General features: G+C 49.8%; 11 protein-coding genes and 1 other annotated feature. Of the genes, 3 read left to right on the top strand and 8 right to left on the bottom strand.

Annotation, left to right across the window (positions count from 1 at the left end):
- Positions 1-157 precede the first annotated feature (157 nt).
- The 7 genes from QL234_RS03275 to QL234_RS03245 form a co-directional block, all read right to left on the bottom strand.
- Positions 158-2,233, bottom strand: a complete 2,076-nt coding sequence (locus tag QL234_RS03275; protein WP_281556418.1) for a multiheme c-type cytochrome — start codon at positions 2,231-2,233, stop codon at positions 158-160.
- A gap of 190 nt (positions 2,234-2,423) precedes the next feature.
- Positions 2,424-2,975, bottom strand: a complete 552-nt coding sequence (locus QL234_RS03270; protein ID WP_281556417.1) for a DUF2058 domain-containing protein — start codon at positions 2,973-2,975, stop codon at positions 2,424-2,426.
- Positions 2,976-3,106: 131 nt separating this feature from the next.
- Positions 3,107-3,769 carry a nucleotidyltransferase family protein gene (locus tag QL234_RS03265; protein WP_281556416.1) on the bottom strand — a complete coding sequence of 221 codons (663 nt, stop codon included), beginning with the start codon at positions 3,767-3,769 and terminating at the stop codon, positions 3,107-3,109.
- Positions 3,770-3,775: 6 nt separating this feature from the next.
- Positions 3,776-4,819, bottom strand: coding sequence for an XdhC family protein (locus QL234_RS03260; RefSeq protein WP_281556415.1), 1,044 nt, complete (start codon positions 4,817-4,819; stop codon positions 3,776-3,778).
- Positions 4,819-5,304 carry a Fe-S cluster assembly sulfur transfer protein SufU gene (gene sufU / locus QL234_RS03255; RefSeq protein ID WP_281556414.1) on the bottom strand — a complete coding sequence of 162 codons (486 nt, stop codon included), beginning with the start codon at positions 5,302-5,304 and terminating at the stop codon, positions 4,819-4,821. Before sufU ends, QL234_RS03260 begins: the two co-directional genes overlap by 1 nt.
- A gap of 83 nt (positions 5,305-5,387) precedes the next feature.
- Positions 5,388-6,605 (bottom strand): aminotransferase class V-fold PLP-dependent enzyme, encoded by a 1,218-nt coding sequence (locus QL234_RS03250; protein WP_281556413.1) that lies wholly within the window; start codon positions 6,603-6,605, stop codon positions 5,388-5,390.
- A gap of 115 nt (positions 6,606-6,720) precedes the next feature.
- Positions 6,721-8,778 carry an EAL domain-containing protein gene (locus QL234_RS03245; protein ID WP_281556412.1) on the bottom strand — a complete coding sequence of 686 codons (2,058 nt, stop codon included), beginning with the start codon at positions 8,776-8,778 and terminating at the stop codon, positions 6,721-6,723.
- Between the two features lie 207 nt (positions 8,779-8,985).
- Here QL234_RS03245 and QL234_RS03240 point away from each other — a divergent pair, with 207 nt between their 5' ends.
- Complete coding sequence (locus tag QL234_RS03240) at positions 8,986-11,379, top strand: penicillin acylase family protein (RefSeq protein WP_281556411.1); 2,394 nt, start codon at positions 8,986-8,988, stop codon at positions 11,377-11,379.
- A 107-nt stretch (positions 11,380-11,486) separates the two neighbouring features.
- Positions 11,487-11,604: a sequence feature (Phe leader region), on the top strand.
- Between the two features lie 38 nt (positions 11,605-11,642).
- Positions 11,643-12,827 carry a prephenate dehydratase gene (gene pheA / locus QL234_RS03235; RefSeq protein WP_281556410.1) on the top strand — a complete coding sequence of 395 codons (1,185 nt, stop codon included), beginning with the start codon at positions 11,643-11,645 and terminating at the stop codon, positions 12,825-12,827.
- A 127-nt stretch (positions 12,828-12,954) separates the two neighbouring features.
- On the opposite strand, the gene QL234_RS03230 is transcribed toward pheA, so the two are convergent.
- Positions 12,955-14,250 (bottom strand): hypothetical protein, encoded by a 1,296-nt coding sequence (locus QL234_RS03230; RefSeq protein ID WP_281556409.1) that lies wholly within the window; start codon positions 14,248-14,250, stop codon positions 12,955-12,957.
- A 452-nt stretch (positions 14,251-14,702) separates the two neighbouring features.
- Between QL234_RS03230 and QL234_RS03225 the strand changes: the two genes are divergently transcribed.
- On the top strand, positions 14,703-15,392 hold the full coding sequence (locus QL234_RS03225; RefSeq protein WP_281556408.1) for a hypothetical protein: 690 nt from the start codon (positions 14,703-14,705) through the stop codon (positions 15,390-15,392).
- Positions 15,393-15,552: the final 160 nt, after the last annotated feature.

Below are 15,552 nucleotides of genomic sequence, written 5' to 3'. Positions count from 1 at the left end.
CTCACTTTTAACGACTTAAAAACGGCGCGAGTTTAACATATTTTTCCACGGCGGCAAAAAACGTTTAAATGTTAACCTGGGAAATTTTGATACGCCATATGACAAACATGGCAGGTCAAATTTACAGCGCTAAGAAAAAAGCCGGGTGCATTCACTTTTATTGCATTGGTAAATGCCGCTTCTCTTTTGCTATCACCACTGGCGCCTGAGACAGCGGCACCTTGATGGCATCCCGGGCGATATCAACAATGGGGTTGCCTTTAACTTCTTCCTGCTCATTGACCCAGTCATGATATTTCTGATTGAGTTTCCTTAATTTTAACGTTGCCGAAATGCTCAGCGGCGAGGTTGCCCAGTCCGGTATATCAAATTCAAACTTAACGATATCGGTACTGCCGGACGGGATCACATTGAGGTAACTGCGCCCGACTATATCAAATAAATCGTGTCGCCATACCTCTTTGCCAAACCTGTCTATGGCTACTTCCTTATAGACAGTGGCCAAAGGTTCAATTTCACCGTTGGCGAGCAAATCTCCCCGGCTGTAAACCAGCAGCCCTGCGCCATCATAAATATCAAGGTCTATCCAGGCCTCCTTTAAAGCAATCGCTCCGCCGGGGAAATTATGCCCGACCCCATGGTTGCTCACCAAGAGGGTAATTTGAGCCTGCTCCCCCCGGTAGAAAGCCACGGGATAATTTGCTCCTGTGCTTTGCTCCGAGCCGGCATAAAAAAAACTTTGCCGGGAAAGCTTGTCTTTAGGCGGCGCTATCGTCAGGTTAACCTTATCCTGCTGGAGAAAATCTACCGTCAGCTGATAAAGCTCTTCATTACCAAACTGGCGCGCCAGCATAACATTGGCGCCGACAAAATAATGGGAATTAATTTTACCTTCACTGTCAGCGGCCATATCCTGCCCGGTAACCTTCGGCATATGGCAGTCCTGGCATTGCTTATTTTCCGGATGGGTAAGGCGCGCCTCTTTGCCCCGATTAAACTTACTGGCGGCCCAGGCCTGATATTCATCCTGCATTTTGACCCAGCCCCAATTATTCATGGATTTATCCATAAACTGGCTATGGCAGGAGCCGCAATATTGGGAGGTTTTTTGCACACCCGGCAACAGCTCTTGTTTATGCAGCGCCGGCCTGAGTTTGATCAACTGCTCGTTAACAAAGGACAACACAGGATTGCTGCTATGCTCAAACAAATAATCGCTGCGCGGGCTGAAATAATAGCTGCCAACCCCTTCGGCGCCGGTGATTGAGCGAATGCCATGACAGGACATACACCCCACCCCTTCAAAATTGGCGGCGGTACCCGGCATGCCGGCATGCTGGCCACCTGCGGTGAGCTGGCCTGTTAATAACGCCACCGGGGCATGACACCCTTCACAATAACGGGTGGCGCTGGTGCCCCTGGATTTTTGCAGCAGATTAATGTTTCTGACATAGGCAGGATCATCGGCAGCATGGCGGTGCGCGGATGCCAGCCACTGCTCACCCGAAGCCTGGTGACAGCTGATACATGCCATAGATCCGGCAATATCCCGTTTGCGAATAAATTCATTATTTTTCGTTTGCGCCAGGCTGGGGGCAAAAGGGCTGGCGCCGTAATTATATTGATAGTCTTCGATATAGACACCTTCTACCGGCGGTTTAGCAATATTATCCAACATCAACACCAATAGGGCCGTTACCGTTGTCAGGGTAAGAGTTTTAAAAATAGTACTGTTAATGGCCGGGCTAAGGGTGACAAACCTCGACGGCACCACCAGCTTTCTTCGCTCGGGGAAAGTGACGTAATGAGACAATACATGAGCAAACAGCAAAAATACCGTTACCAGCGACAACCACAAATGGGAATCTTTCAGCCAGATAAGGCGCTCCAATACGCCGAAAAAAACAAGTAGGTAACCGCTTACCACTAGATAAAATATGACCAGGGATAAGAGCAGTCCTATCGCCAGGATCACCGGGCGGCGATAACCTACTGTCCGGCGAAAATGACTCAGGATATAAAAGCAAAAGAGCAAAGAAAAAAGAAAACCCGCCAGGGTATGGATTAGGGAAAGCAGCTGTTCAAGAAAGGGAGGTAAGGGGAAAAATAGCCAATTGACAAAGCCTGTAATCGACAACACCACAAACAGGCCACTAAACCAATGAAGGCGTTTAGCTTCCAGCTGTTGTTGCTTTCCATCAATATCAACGCTCATTAAATCAAGATATAACATGCCTCTAGCATAATCAAGGATGTTACTGCTTAAATTTTATCCGGAAAAGATTACCCCAAAGGAATGAATGAATAATGACTTAACCAACAATTTCAGCAGCTTAGCTCGCTAAAAGTACGGTTATCACCGGCAGGTATTAGCTGTATTCGGCTGCGCCGGCAAATAGCAACAGCCGATGAGTTTAGCCAAATTACCACATAAGATCATCGGGGATCTGGTAATCGGCATAAGGATCATCTTCTTGTGGGGTATCCTCTTCGACCTGATCATTTTTCACCAATACCACAGTAGCATCTAAAGCCGCCACTTTATCAGCTGTTTCACTGGTCACCAGATAGGTGACTTCATTTAAACCGCACAAGGCCAAACGGCCATTTACCAGGGCGTTATAGGTCGTTTCATCAAGAGGTAGTTTTTTGATTTTTGTACCGAAGGTATAGTTATAAACATGCTCACCGTCGATACCTTTAAGCTGGTGATGCTCCAATACCTGTAGAATGCGTTGCTGCTGCTCTTTTTCCGCCAACGCCTGTTTCTTTTGCTCGTTTAAAGCATTATCTTTGGCAAGCTTTTCTGCTTTGCTTTTTTCCAAATCCTGACGCACTTGCTCCTGCAAGCTCGCATCATGATTTACGCCGCTGCGTTTTTGTTTATTTTTCTTACGTTTGTCTGTATTTGCCTGACGCGCTTTCTGCTTAGTCGTCAGTCCTGCTTTGAGTAATTGATCTTGTAATGACGCCATAATCCTGCCCGTCCATAAATAAATTATGCCATATTTTAGCAGTTTAAAACTGCCGGAGTAAACCGGCTCAAGCACCTGCTTAAAGGGATTTTCAGGAAATAAAGCAAACCACAATCAGCCGGGTTAACCCTTTAACGCTGGTTATTTTCCTGGCTTGCCATCAGCTGTTGCAGTTGCTGCGGCGTATCCAGGTCGATAAAGGCCCGGGGTAATTCCAACACATTAAGCTGTTGGTGATATTTCTGCAGTAGCGGCTTGGCTCCCTGCTCCCCGGTTAATGCCAATAATTCCGGAAAGTAACACTTAGGAAAAATAACCGGCGGCCCTTTTTTTCCTTTCACTTCACAGTCTTTTGCATCAGACCCGGCACTTGCCCCCGCCAGGACTATGGTTTCAGGGTGTTTTTGCCAGCTTTGCTGTAGCCGTTGCAGCTCGATTGGTGCCAGCTGCCATTGATCCACCAGCAGTATCATGACCGCATCAATATCATCGGGCAAAGCCGCTACCCCGGCGGCAATAGAGGACGACATGCCCTGCTGCCAGTTTTCATTGTTCACCTGACAAACCGGCAAGCCACTAAGCTGTTTCGCCATCAAGGGGGCCTGACAGCCAAGCACGCAAAAGACCTGTTCGGTCAGTGCCAGCGCACGGCGGCACTGCCTGACAATCAGGGATTCTCCCGCCAGCTCCACCAGCTGTTTAGGCTGGCCCAAACGGGTAGAGCCACCGGCTGCCAAGACGATAACCGCCAGTTTGCCAGTCTTCTCAGCAGTTTGATGATTCGCCTGAGCCATACCTGCTTATTTACCTTGCTCTTTATCAAGCTCTTTATGAAGATAAGTCCAAGCCCGGTAGTGCTTACCGGCATAACGTAAACTCATTTGCTGCTGAATTTGCGCGGTGATCGACAAGGCAATGGCCTGGGGACTTCGCCCGCCAAGATCTAAGCCCACGGGACCAAAGACCTGACCTTTGACATCCGACGGCGTCAGCTCCAGCGGCTTTAGCAATTTATCCCGTCTGCCGCCGGGACCGAGCAAACCAATATAAGGGGTATTGGCCGCCAGTAAATGGGCCAGGTATTCACCGTCGGATGTCAGGTTATGGGTCATCACTACCGCGGCGTCAAATGCCAGGTAATCTTCTGTCGCCGTTTTCACCGGCCGGGTCAGGCGTGTCGCAGTCGCCCGGGTAAAAGCGTCCTGATTAAGGTAGTTTTCCCGGTGATCCCATACCGTGACCTGCCAGCCCAGCTCCAGCGCCATGTTGACCACGGGGGCGGCATCGGGCCCGGCGCCGCACACCAGCAGCGAAACCGGGGCAAGTACAGGGATCACTATGGTTTTTGCCTCATCGTCGCCCGCCCGGTTAACAAATGCCGGCACCTGTGACGGCTCCTGCTGCAAGTCCCCGGAAATATACTGTCCCTGCGCCGCCAGGTTATCATTCACCCGGATCCAGTAATGCCCGGTTTTTTGCTGCCTGATATCATCAAGCAAGTCGGCAAAACCCAAGTGATCATTTTCCTGCAGCAGCGGCTGGAGTAAAATATCGATTTCACCGTCACAACCCAGGCCTAAGCCCCACAATAACTCGGCATCCGCCAACAGATCATAATTAAGCAGACGGGACTTTTTCTCCGCCAGCACTTCCCCGGCATGTAAACTGATATCGGCTTCCAGGCAACCGCCGCTAAGCAGCCCAGTACACACCCCGTCCCCGTCTATCAGCATCATAGTGCCCATTTTCCGGTAGGTAGAGCCCCGGGTGGCAACTATGGTGGCTAAGACATATTGCTTGTGCGCATCAAAGGTTTCGGCAAGTTGTAACCAGTTTTCCTGCATCAGTTTTTCTCCTGGGGGTTTTCGCTATTCTCTTCGGCATGACTTTCGACATTAGCATCTGCCAATAGCTGAGGGATGATTTCTTTTAAGGCCGTCCAGGGCAATAAGGCGCATTGTTTACGCACCGGGTACTGGCTGACGGCCATTAACGCCTCGGCTTCTTGGGGAAAAGCCTGCTGTCCATCCAGCCCTGCCAGGATATCACTAATGTGCTCACCTGCCTGCTTGGCGGTAGCCCCGGGCAACTGCTGGCATAAAATAGAAGCCGATGCCCGGCAAATGGCGCAGCTCTCGCCGTTAAAGGCAACCGCCTTAATGGTATGATCGGCGTAGGCAAGCTGCAGCGTAATTTCATCGCCACAGGCGGCATTGCTGCCCCGGGCCTGATGGCTGAAACTGATGGCCTCATTAAAACCCACCGGATTTTTATGATGTTGTAATAACGCCTGCTGATAGAGCATGGCCTTTTTTTTATCCGTTACCACGTTTTACCTTATTAAAAGTCTTATTAAATAGCCTTGTTAAGTACATTTCACTGGTGAAAATCATGTTTCTCTGTCGCCCGACACTAATCGGCAGCCAGCAGCTGATAAGTATTTTTTAAACTTGCCACCAAACGGTCTATATCTTCACGTCCGTTATAAAGCCCGAGTGAGACCCGGACGCTGGACTTAAGCCCCAGATAATGATGTAGGGGCTGGGCGCAATGATGACCGGCGCGCACGGCAATATCGTCACCGTCTAACATACCGGCAACATCATGGCTGTGTACCCCCTGGCATTGAAAACTGCACAACCAGGCCCCGGAAGTCCCCGGTGTCAATGGCTTGATAAAGGGCAAGTCCCCTAACTGCCGATGTAAGTAAGTACTCAGCTCATTCATATAGGCGACCAGATCTGACCAGCCTATGCCCCGGATATAATCTATGGCCGCGACCAGGCCGCAAATGGCGGCAACATTATGGGAGCCGGGCTCAAACTTCATCGGCCCGCTGATAAACCTAGTCCCGGTCAAAGAGACCTGCTCGACTATGCCGCCGCCAAGAGTATCCGGCTCCATCACCTCAATACAATCCGCCCGGGCAAACAAGACACCACAGCCGACAGGACCATAAAGTTTATGGCCGGAAAAGGCGTAAAAATCACAATCTATGTCTTTAACATCCACCGGACCATGGCTTACCGCCTGGGCACCGTCGATCAGCACAGGTATGGATTTTTGCCTGGCCAGGCGGCATACCTCTTCTACCGGGTTAAGGCCGCCAAGCACATTGGAGATATGGGAAATCGCGAGAAAACAGGTATTGTCATCAAGTAAATCGCTAAGCTCAGCAACATCGAGCAGACCTTGCGGGGTCAGTGAAACCACCCTCAACTCTGCGCCGCTTTGCTGGCATAAACGCTGCCAGGGCAATAAATTGGCGTGATGCTCGGCGCAGCTGATAACGATATTCTTATCCGTTGACAGCCTGGGGCGGACAAAACTGTTTGCCACCAGGTTAATCGCCTCTGTGGTGCCGGGAGTAAAAACCAGCTCATCAACGCCTGCACCGATAAATTCAGCCACTGAGGCCCTGGCCTGTTCCACCAGTTCGGTGGCACTGGCACTTAACCGGTACAGGCCTTTATGACTGTTGGCATGGGAAAAGCTTTGATATTGATACATGGCCTCGACCACCACTTTGGGGGTTAAACAGGTCGCGGCGCTGTCCAGATAACAAAGCTCGGCGTTATCCGGGTGTGAAAAAACAGCAAAGTCAGATTTATAGGGGCTTTGGTCGTACATCAATATCGTAATTTAGCAAGAGAATACCTTACGCTAACAGCCGATTACGGCATTAGCAAAGGAACAATTGTAACTATTCTCAACAAAAAAGGCCCGCGAACCCGGACAAAGATACTTAGCGGCAAGTGGCAGAGGCGCCATCACCACTAAAACTGTCGCCGATCAAACCGTCACCGGCTTCATAAACGTTTGACAGGGTGTGATATTGTGCCAAAGGCCTGGGCCTGGCGATGCCATAACCCTGGACAAAATCGACCCCGATATCATCAAGCAGGGACATTGCCTGCTCACACTGGACAAACTCGGCTATGGTATACATATCCAAGGTTTTTGCCAAAGAGTTGATCGCCTTGACTATCGCCAAATCCGACTGATTATTGAGGACATCCTGGACATAACTGCCGTCGATCTTGATATATTTTGCCGGCAGGTTTTTTAAATAACTGAAAGTGGAAAACCCTTTGCCAAAATCATCCAGGGCAATGGCAAAACCGGCAAAACGTAACTTCTCCACCATAGTGGTCGCCTTGGACATATTGGCAATGGCGGCGGTTTCGGTAATTTCAAAACATACCGCACCGGAAGGAAAAGGCAAGTCCTGATGCAGGGTTAAAATATGATCGATCAAGGCGGTATTGGTAACGGACTCGCCGGAAAGGTTAATGGAAATCACGATTTCCCCCCATAACTCAGGGTGCTGGCTTAACCAGGAAAACGCTTTATTGACCACCCAGGCATCGACCTTGTCGGTCAGGCGAAAACGCTCTACCGCAGGTAAAAACACACTCGGGCTCAAGTATTGGTTGTCACTTTTAAGGCGCAATAATATTTCCAGATGCTGCTTATTATTGGCCCGGGAATTTAACGCCTTGATAGGCTGAAAGAAAAGTTCAAACTCGTCATTTTCCAGCGCCTGATGGATGCGCGCCGCCCAGCGCGGCTCCTGCTGATGGATCACCAGGCTTTCATCGTTATCATCAAAGAGCTGGCACCTGTTAATCCCCTTGTTTTTAGCCATAAAACAGGCGGCATCCGCCTGGCGTTTGATTTCCACCAAAGGCGGCGAAGTATGGTTAATCAGGGTGCCGCCGATACTGGCCCCCACTTCAAATACCTGGCCATGGTAACTGAAAGGCAACTGCTTAAAAGCAGCGTTAAGTTTTTCCATCACCGTCAAAGTACTTTCTTTAGTGGTGCCAAGTAACAGGATAGAGAATTCATCGCCGCCGATACGGGCGCAAATATCACTTTGGCGTACCGCGGATTTCAGCAACTGGCCGACTTCCCGCAGTAACTGATCACCGGCGGCATGACCGGCATTGTCGTTGATCAGCTTAAACCTGTCCATATCAAGCTGCAGCAAGGCATGTTGCTGTTTGTTTTCCTGGGCATCATGCCAGGCATCCATCAGTTTTTGTTCGAACTTATAGCGGTTAAACAGCTTAGTGACGCTGTCATAATTGGCCTGATAACGTAACCGGGCGCGCAGCTGTTCGGCGCGGGTCACATCCCTTAACACGATAACAGTCCCGGTTAATTCGCCGTTATCGTCAAAAATGCCGCTGACATCCTGCTCTATGCTCAAGCTTTGTTTGCCCGGTTTCACCGTATAAGTATTTTTATAGACCCGATCCGGCGACTTGTCTGAGCTGATATTTTCCAGAATATCTTTAAAACCGTCCCGGGTATCTTCCCCGGCTTTCTTGGACATCAGCTCGGCAAAACAATGTTTTTTAAGCTCATCAAAATCACAGGAAAAAAACTTCAACCCTGCCTGGTTGGCATCTGAGATATAACCATTTTTATCGGTACGGATCACTATGTCGCTGATGGCATTCAGGGTATTGTTATGGGTCTCTACTTTCAGCAACAAGGCGGCAATAATCTTGTTAACGGCAAGATAAATACGCTGCAGGGGGAAAAAGTGAAAAGCCGTTTCTTTTGCCGGTTTTAATGATAGTTTTTCAATCAGAGCTGTTATTAACCTGTCGGTTTCGACATTGATTGCCCGGCGTGCAGAAAACAGCAAACCGCCCACTAATAAAAAGGGGATCAGCAAGGGCCAGATCTCGCCATAGGTTACCCAGGCAAAAATCAAAGCGCCGGCGAAAAAAACCGCAGCTAATAATTTGAATAGTAAAGAATACTTACTTTTGATGATAAACAGCAACATTATCATTAAATACTAAGGCTAAAAAATAAGCGAAAGATGATAACAGATTTGCCAGTTACCAGCCAGTAAATCCATTTTATATCTCGCATATCTTATGCCAAAACCAGGTTTGACTGCCGGGTATCGCAGCAAAATTTCCTGTAGCTGTGGCAAGTTTTAAGGTAATCTGGCTTTAATCACTAAATCAAGTATTTGCCGATACCAGACATGAAAAAATATAAAAATATCCTGCTGGGCTGCACCCTGGTACTCTTCTTTGTTTTTGCCACCACCTTTACCTGGTTATACAGCCAGATAAACAGTGCCCTGCCGATGCTCGACGGCAAGGCCGATATCTTCGGTTTATCCGGTACCACAGTGATAGAGCGGGACGGGAACGGTATTGCCACCATCAAAGGCGAACAGCGCAATGATGTTGCCGTCGCCTTAGGTTTTGTCCATGCCCAGGAGCGTTTTTTCCAGATGGATTTATTACGGCGTAATTCCGCCGGTGAATTGTCCAGTTTATTCGGCCCCGCGGCCCTGAAACACGATAAAAAGATCCGCCGCCACAGGTTCAGGGAAAGGGCGAGGGAAATCATCAAGCACCTGCCGCCGCAGCAGCTGGCCTTGCTAAAGGCATACACCCGGGGTGTCAACCAGGGTCTGGAACTGCTCAAAGCTGCCCCGTTCGAATACCTGCTATTACAGCAAGAGCCGGTCTTTTGGCAGGAAGAAGACACAGTACTGACCATCTTCAGCATGTATATCGATTTGCAGTTTGAATACGGCGAGCGCGAGCTGACCCTGGGCATGATAAAAAACACCCTCGGGGATGACATGTATCAGTTTTTAAACCCCAAAGGCAGCCGCTGGGATGCCGCCATAGATAACAGCCGTTACCCACAGTCGCCAATACCGGTTCAAGGCTGGCAGGCAAACAGCGCAGCAAGCCACAGCGGCAAAACTCAGGCAAGCCCGTCACATTACCAGGACCTGGCCCTGCCCGGCTCCAATAACTGGGCGGTTTCGGGCAAACTCAGTGAAAACGGCAGCGCGATACTTGCCAATGATATGCACCTCAACCTTAGGGTGCCCAATACCTGGTATCGCGCCTCCCTCGAATACCGCAACCACGAAAACCAGGCGGTCAAGGTAACCGGGGTCAGCCTGCCCGGCGCGCCGAGCATTATCGCCGGCAGCAATGGCGATATTGCCTGGGGGTTCACCAACAGCTACGGCGACTGGAGCGACGTTATTCTGTTAGAAACCAATGAAGACAACAGCCAGTACCTGACGCCGGACGGTTATCTGCCTTTTACCACCTATAAGCAGGTGATCGCGGTAAAAGATCAACAATCGGTGGAAATCTCGGTCAGGGATACCATCTGGGGACCGGTGATCGGTGAAAACTACCAGGGTCAAATGATCGCCTACCGCTGGGTCGCCCACGATCTCAATGCCGTCAACCTCAACTTGACCGAGCTGGAACAGGCGAAAAATACCGACCAGGCCTTTGCCATCGCAGCAACTTCCGGGATACCGGCGCAAAACATGGTAGTGGCAGACAAAGCGGGCAATATCGGCTGGACCATCATGGGGCCGATCCCGGTCAAACTCGGCGATATCGGCGATGTACCCGCCAGCTGGGCCACAGGAGAAAACTCCTGGTCCGGTTATCTCTCGCCGGATTTATACCCTAAGATAAAAAACCCTGAAAGCAACCGCCTGTGGACCGCCAACTCCCGCGTCGTCGGCGGAGAGATGCTGGATAAAATTGGCAACGGCGGTTATGCCCTCGGCGCCCGCGCCAGCCAGATACGGGATAATTTACGGGAAAAAAGCCGCTTTAACGAACAGGACCTGCTGGATATCGCCTTAGATCACCGGGCAAAATTCCTTGAGCGCTGGCAAGATTTTTTACTCACTAAGGTACTCACCCCCACGGCCCTGGCAAAACACGATCAATGGCAGCAAGTGAAAACCCTGCTGGATAATAAGGAATTAAAGGCGACAACAGACTCAGTCGCCTACCGCCTGGTGCGCAATTTCCGCCTCAATGTCAAAAACCAGCTGTTTAAAGGGGTTAATAACCAGCTGGCTACGGTTGATAACGGCAACACTTATGATACTTATGTTATCCGCCACCAGCTGGAAATACCTTTATGGCAGTTGATCACCAAGCAACCTTTAGCCTATTTACCGCCGTCAACATCAAGCTGGCAAGACCTGTTTGAACAAGCCCTGGCGAAAACCGTCGAGGACATGACAGCAGATCAGGCATTGGAAGATGCCACCTGGGGCCAACAAAATACTGCGCAAATACGCCATCCCCTGAGCCGGGCCGTGCCTTTTATCGGCTACTTGCTTGATATGCCGGCCACCGAACTGGCGGGCGATAAATACATGCCCCATGTGCAAAACAATACCTTTGGCGCTTCCGAGCGCATGGTGGTCGCCCCGGGATTTGAACATCAGGGGATTCTACATATGCCCACCAGCCAGTCGGGACATCCCTGGAGCCCTTATTATGGCAAAGGCCACGACGACTGGGTCAAAGGCAAGGTCTCGCCGTTTTTACCCGGTGAAACCGAGTACACTTTAACCTTATCCAACTATTAACCGAACCATAAGGGGCTGTTAGCAGCCCGGGGCCAAAAATGAATAAAAATAGATCTAAGGAAACTGTTGACACTCTTGCCCTCGCCCCGATAGAGTAAGGGTATGAATACTATCAACAGCAACATCCTCTTTAGCTTCTTTTTTACTCTGCCTGGTCGGAGGGGTTAACGTCGCGAAGAAGAACTAAAGACGATGAAAACCTCCTCTACGGGAGGTTTTTTTTTGCCAAAATATTTTACTGACTGGATAAAGAGGATACGGGTGTGAGCGAAGAGTTAGACTTAAACAAGATAAGAGAAAAAATAACGGTACTGGATCAAAAGCTGCTCGAATTGTTTGCCCAGCGCCGCGCCTTAACCCTGAGCGTTGCCAAGAGCAAAGCCCAGCAAATCCGCCCGGTCAGGGATCAGCAAAGGGAGCAGGAGTTGCTGGTTCGCCTGATCACCCAAGGCAAAGCCCTCGGCCTCGATGCCCATTATGTCACCAGTATTTTCCAGACCATCATCGAAGACTCGGTATTAAACCAGCAGGCCTACCTGCAGCAGCTGGCCAATCCCAATATCCAGGTGCCGACGGTCAGTGTTGCCTTCCTCGGCGACAAAGGTTCATACAGCTACCTTGCCAGCCACAAGTATTTCTCCCGCCGGGCAGAGAAAATTATCGAAACCGGCTGCCAGAGCTTTGGTGAGATCATGCAGCTGGTTGAAGCCGGTCATGTCGATTACGGCATGCTGCCGATAGAAAATACCAGCTCCGGCAGTATCAATGAAGTTTACGATATCCTCCAGCACACCAATTTATCCATAGTGGGGGAAATTACCCGCCCGATTGAGCATTGCCTGCTAACCTCGGTCAATACCAGTTTGGATAAGATCAAAACCATCTATGCCCACGGTCAGCCGTTTAGCCAGTGCAGCAATTTCCTGGATAAGCAGCAAGGGATCCGCATCGAATACTGTGAAAGCACCGCTGATGCCATGGCCAGGGTTTATGAGTTGCAGGATGAAACCGTTGCCGTGATCGGCAGCGAAGAAGGCGGCCAGCTCTATAAATTACATGCCCTGGAAAGAGCCATTGCCAACCAGGCTGAAAACCACACCCGCTTTATTTTAGTATCGCGAAAGCCGGTGGATGTCGCCGAGCAAATCCCGGCAAAAACCACTTTGATCTTAGCCACGGGGCAAAATCCCGGCGCCCTGGTAGAATGTTTGCTGGTACTGAAAAATAACGGCATTAACATGTGCAAGCTCGAATCCCGGCCAATCCAGGGACGCCCGTGGGAGGAAATGTTTTACCTGGATGTAGAAGCCAACTTAAAGAGCCTGGCATTGCAGGATACCATCAGTCAGTTAACCGTGATCACCAACTTTATCAAGGTGCTCGGCTGCTATCCCATTGAACATATCAGCCCGACTAAAGTGCCAAGCAGTGCCCTTTCAGACGCCTAAAACCAGGCATCAAGGGGGGTCTACTCCCCCTGTTTTTCATGTCCATCACTTGAAATAACTGCTAATGGTTAAGGTCGTTTCATGGTAAAACGCCGCCATTTAATCCCGAAAGACAAACTCCCTGTTATTAATCGCCAAAAGTAAAACTCGGCGCATTCACCTTCCTCACCGGGCTCAAGGGCCGGTGCAGCTTAGGGGTTTTCTGGTTTTGCTCCGACATCTCTCTAAGGCTTGCCTGGTTAAGCAGTGTGGTTTGTGAACTGGTGGCAGTGTTAAAGATATCGCTTTTATCCAAGCTGCTTTCTTTGTGCAGCAACTCCATCGCCTTATCAACCTTGCCCTGAGACTGGTTTAGCAGCCGTTTATGGGAGTCAGGTACCAGGTTGCCATAACCGGCAATCATCAGGTTTTTTGCGCTATACATTTTGTCGGTTTCCCGCACCACCTGCTGGCGCTGACTCAACTTGTCAAAGTTCGCACTGTTGGCGCCGGAAACATCGCCGATATCAGAAAACACCGAAAACCTCGGCTCCTTCAGCTTTTGCAGTTCAGGTTTGACGGTTTCAAGCTCTTCCTTGGGTGACTGAAACAGCTGTATCGTGGCCAGTTTTCCCATCATGGCGATATCTCCCTCGCCACGTTTGGGATCGCTCAAGGTAGTGGTCACAATTTGTTCCCGCCTTTTATCCCGGGTACCATGCTCCTTGGTCTTGGCCCCCGTGGTGCCTTTGACATTTTTTGATTTATAACCCGGGGTATGGCCGGACAAAGCTTCAGAGGTATCGGTTTTGTCACCGTATTGGGACAGGGTACTTGAGCCGGTTTTCCAGATAAGCGTGCCCTGATGGCTACGCTGGTTGTACGCCATTTCCGCCTCCATCGGCGTCATTTTTGACTTTTTATCCCGCTGAATTTGTGTGCGCACATTCTCATCGGCACTTACCCCCCAGTTTTCACTGTCGCCGGTTTCCGCAGTGATCCTGATATTTGAAGATTTCGGGCTGCTGGTGCCAAGAAAGGTCGGTAATTGTTTCGACAATTGCTCTTTACGGGACTGATTCATTTGCCATAACCCGGTTTCATTCACACTGTCCCGTAAATTAAAAGCGCTGTAGTCGACGGGCGGAGTTTGTTGCGGCAATGAAAGCTGAGGTGTTTGAAAAAGCGGGAACGACTGCGAGCCTCCCTGACTTACATGAGTAAAGGGACTCGGGGACATCTTTTGTGTACGCCGCGCTTTAACAATCCGGCGTTTGGCCAGTACCTCAGGCGATGCTGTGACAAATCCGCTACCGGCAAATGAAGTGGGTTTCAGCTCAAACATCGGCCGGGTAATAATCGCCTGACCGTGCTGGCCGCGCATCTTTTTGACTGAGGTAAAATCTGATAACCCGGCTTGCTGCGCCGTTCGTTTTCCCAACATAAAATATCCCTAAATAAGCCCAGGTTATGCGCTAAGTTGCGAATTTGTTCAGGCATATTTAATGCCAAAAGCATAGTTACTGATATAAGGCTCAAAATGAACTTCAGGGACAGGCCGGTAGCAGCCTTATTATCCTCTATCAATCAACAAACCTTTAACCCGCTTACTCGGGGAAGTATTTACCCGCCACCGGGTAAATACTTCCCCGGATATAGCAATAAAAAACAAGAAAAGATGCCGGTAAAGGGAGCAGCAAAGTTAATAAATGCTCTATGAAACAAACAAAAATAAACCTGTCCGCCTGACAGGGCTGAAACTGACAGCTTATAAAACGGCTCCTTCATATTTTCAACTTTTATCGTGCTGAACTGGCATCGTGTTTGCCCTAACTAAAAAACAAGCTCGGCGGTTAGCAACCGGCAATGCAATCTATTCTTTTCAGGCGAGCAGATATGAACATTTACAATGCATTTTCATCGACGGCAAGTGCAGCATCAACAAGCTTATCCAGCACCTTCTCCAGTGTCAGCAGCGGCGCATATAACGCATTTTCAAGTGCCGGGAGTGGTGCCTATAGCGCTTTTTCAACCGCGGGGAGCGGAGCCTATAACGCCTTCTCTTCGGTTTCCGGCAATATCAGCGGCGCCGTCAGCGGCGCAACCAGCATGGTCAGCGGAGGATATCAATTTGCCAAAAATGCCCTGCCCCTCTACGGACTGGCCTCAGGCGCACACGATGTCTATCAGGGCGTAAAAGGCATACATACCCATATGCAGCCAGAGGGCAGTTGGGGCGGCTTGGGTGAAGGGGTGCTGAGAACCGCCGGCGGATTAGGACAAATAGGCATGACTGCCGGTATTGGCGGCACTTTAGGCACCACCGCCGTGGTGGCACACGCCGGGCTGTCTTTATACAAGGGATTAACCCGCCCCGATAACCCGCACGAAACCACGGGAGAAAGACAATTAAAACGGGTCGAGCATGCCTCAACCGCGTTACAAATCGGCGCAACCCTTAGCGGCCACCCCAATTTAGCTACCGGCGCTAAACTGGCCAGAACGGTAAGCAATAAAGTGAACCTGGGAAGAAAAATTACCACGCCGGTCGCACAAGTCACCAACCGGATAAATAAAGGGCTTTAGCCTGCAGGACAAACAACCTGAGGCTTAGCTAAAATAAAAAAATAACAAAAAATGAAATAAAAAATCAGCTGCAAGGTCTTTTAGCAAAACAAATTCCGTGTTCAAGAGTTAACCGTGCAAGCAAAATATAACAACTTAGTCTTAATATTAGTCGCCCTTT

This window comes from Thalassomonas sp. RHCl1, assembly GCF_947387555.1.
Taxonomy (GTDB): domain Bacteria; phylum Pseudomonadota; class Gammaproteobacteria; order Enterobacterales; family Alteromonadaceae; genus Thalassomonas.
This window is presented reverse-complemented; position numbering and strand designations above follow the sequence as displayed.

Coding starts and splice junctions, on each gene's coding strand:
- QL234_RS03245 (WP_281556412.1), bottom strand. CDS start 8,778: ATGTTGCTGTTTATCATCAAAAGTAAGTATTCTTTACTATTCAAATTA.
- QL234_RS03270 (WP_281556417.1), bottom strand. CDS start 2,975: ATGGCGTCATTACAAGATCAATTACTCAAAGCAGGACTGACGACTAAG.
- QL234_RS03225 (WP_281556408.1), top strand. CDS start 14,703: ATGAACATTTACAATGCATTTTCATCGACGGCAAGTGCAGCATCAACA.
- QL234_RS03265 (WP_281556416.1), bottom strand. CDS start 3,769: ATGGCTCAGGCGAATCATCAAACTGCTGAGAAGACTGGCAAACTGGCG.
- QL234_RS03250 (WP_281556413.1), bottom strand. CDS start 6,605: ATGTACGACCAAAGCCCCTATAAATCTGACTTTGCTGTTTTTTCACAC.
- QL234_RS03275 (WP_281556418.1), bottom strand. CDS start 2,233: ATGTTATATCTTGATTTAATGAGCGTTGATATTGATGGAAAGCAACAA.
- QL234_RS03260 (WP_281556415.1), bottom strand. CDS start 4,819: ATGCAGGAAAACTGGTTACAACTTGCCGAAACCTTTGATGCGCACAAG.
- QL234_RS03240 (WP_281556411.1), top strand. CDS start 8,986: ATGAAAAAATATAAAAATATCCTGCTGGGCTGCACCCTGGTACTCTTC.
- QL234_RS03230 (WP_281556409.1), bottom strand. CDS start 14,250: ATGTTGGGAAAACGAACGGCGCAGCAAGCCGGGTTATCAGATTTTACC.